Raw genomic sequence first — 2,317 nt, forward strand, 5'->3', positions numbered from 1 at the left:
TGGCATGCGGTGGGTGGTAAGGGTCTGCCGCAGAACGCGAGTGTGGCTGAGCAGTGGAAGCGTGCGCATATTCTGTATGCGCAGCAGGGTTCGAGTCCGTGGGTGAGTTCGAAGCCGTGCTGGGGCCACAAGGTCTGAGCCCGGGTGAGCCCTCGGGCCGCACTGCGGAGCACCTCCCGGTGAGAACCGTGCCGGAGTCGGTGCTCTGGTGATCATGCCGGTGTGCCCGGACGTCCACGAGACGTCCGGGCACACCGGCATTTTGTGCGTTCGGCCGGCTGGCGGCCGGGCCGCGGTCATGGCTGGTCGCCTCAGGCGGCGGGGCGGGGCGGGGTGGGGCGGGAGCGGCGACCGCGGACGAGGTCTCGCGTGCCGCGCCCTGAATGATGCATAGAGTCAGGGTTGGCTATTGTTTTGGCTGAATGGCCGGCGCTGGGCTGTTTGTGCTGGTCACCGCTGTGCGGCACGGAACCCGACCCTGAGGGAGACCGATGAACGGTACGCCACCAGGCGCACCTGACGGATCGGGGCCGGCCCCGGATGCGGTGTTCAATCCGCTCACGCCCCAGGACCCTCGCGAGATCAGCGGCTACCGGCTCCGGGCCCGGATCGGCGCCGGTGGCATGGGTGCGGTGTACCTGTCCTACACCCCTGGTGGCCGGCCGCTCGCGCTCAAGGTCGCCCGGCCGGAGTTCGCCTCCGACCCCGAGTTCCGCCGCCGCTTCGAGAAGGAAGTGGCGATCGCCCAACGCGTCCAGGGCCTGTACACCGCCCCGGTCATCGACAGCGACGCCCAGGCCCCGCGCCCCTGGATGGCGACCGCCTACGTCGCGGCGCCCTCCCTCGCCGTGGCCGTCGCCCGCCAGGGCCCGCTGCCGGCGGAAAGCGTCCTCGTGCTCATCGCCGGGGTCGCCGAGGCACTGCAGTCCATCCATGTGGCGGGCGTGATCCACCGGGATCTGAAACCGGGGAACGTCATCCTTGCCGCCGACGGCCCGCGGGTCATCGACTTCGGCATCTCCCGAGCTGTCGAGGCGTCGTCGGTGCGGCTCACCAGAACCGGCGAACCGGTCGGCACACCCGCCTTCATGGCGCCCGAGCAGATTCGCGGGAAAGCCCTGGACACCTCGGGTGACGTCTTCTCGCTCGGGGCCACCGCCTATTACGCGGCCACCGGCGAGCTGCCGTTCGGCGCGGATGTCGCCGTGTTCCACCGCATCGTGAACGAGCAGCCCGACTGGGACAGCTGCCCGGAGCAGATCCGCGGCATTTTGGAGCGTTGCCTGGAAAAGGATCCGGCGGCCCGGCCCACGCCCACCGATCTGATCAGCCTGTGTCGGAGGCAGTCAACAGACGAACGGCTTCGCGTCGGCGAGGGCTGGCTGCCGCCGACCGTTCTCGCCGACCTGACGCGCTACGTCCTCACCCCGCAGGAACCGTTCGGATCCGGGGATTCCGGGGATTCCGAGGGTGCCGAGGGCGCCAGCGGTTCCGTCGGCGGCGCGGAGGACTCCGCGGGTGAGGTGGCGTCCGCACTGCCGGCCGCGTCCGAGCCCGCGCCCGCGCCCGCGCAGGAAGCGAAGTCGTCGACGCCCACGTTGCCGGACAGCGACGGTCGTCGCCGTGGTCGTCGCCGCGGCCGGTCCCGGCTCGGCGGCGTGCTGGCCGCGGCCGTCGCCGCGCTCGTGGTGCTCGTCGCGGCCGTGCTTCTGCTGACCCGGCACAACGGGCCTGTCGATCGTCTGGCCGGTGGGGACGACCCCGGGGCCGACCCGGGCGTCGAGACGGGTTCGGTGCTGACGGGCTCGTCGCCGTCAGGCGGCCCGGGCGCCGGTACCGGTTCCGTCGCGGGCGGCGGCGTGCCGCTTTCCGGCTCGGATGCGGGCATGGCCGCCGGTTCGGTGCCTGGCGGCTCGGCGGTCACCGGGGCCGGGAACTCCGCTGCCCTGCCGTCCGCCCAGGCGGTGCCGGCATCCGGCCTGCCGGCGCAGCAGCAGGGCCGCGCGACCACAGCGCGCGGCGGGGTGTACCGGATTGCCCCTGACCGCAGCGGTGTCGAGGTGTACTCGGGGTCCGGCACGAACTGGGTTCCGATCGGCGGGCCCACCGGGAAGCTCTACGGCGGAGGCTACGGCCTTTTCGCGACCAGCCGGGACAGCGGTGACATCTCCCGGTACCTCGGTTCCCCGGGCCGGTGGGAGGTCATCGGAGGGCCCGGCGCGCAGTTCGTGGTGACGGGTGATCGGTTGTACTCGCTGACTCCGGACAAGCAGGGTGTGTATGTGTATTCCGGGTCGGGGACGAACTGGGTGCAGAT

At 71.7% G+C, this 2,317-nt stretch carries 1 protein-coding gene and 1 pseudogene; both read left to right on the forward strand.

The annotated features are described in order from the left end of the window. Positions 1-138: pseudogene (locus CcI49_RS39410) on the forward strand (transglycosylase family protein); the annotation flags it as partial. Positions 139-491: 353 nt separating this feature from the next. Beyond that, on the forward strand, positions 492-2,317 hold a 1,826-nt coding region (locus CcI49_RS39415; protein WP_083749997.1), incomplete at its 3' end, for a serine/threonine-protein kinase.

The organism is Frankia sp. CcI49, assembly GCF_001983215.1.
GTDB lineage: Bacteria > Actinomycetota > Actinomycetes > Frankiales > Frankiaceae > Parafrankia > Parafrankia irregularis.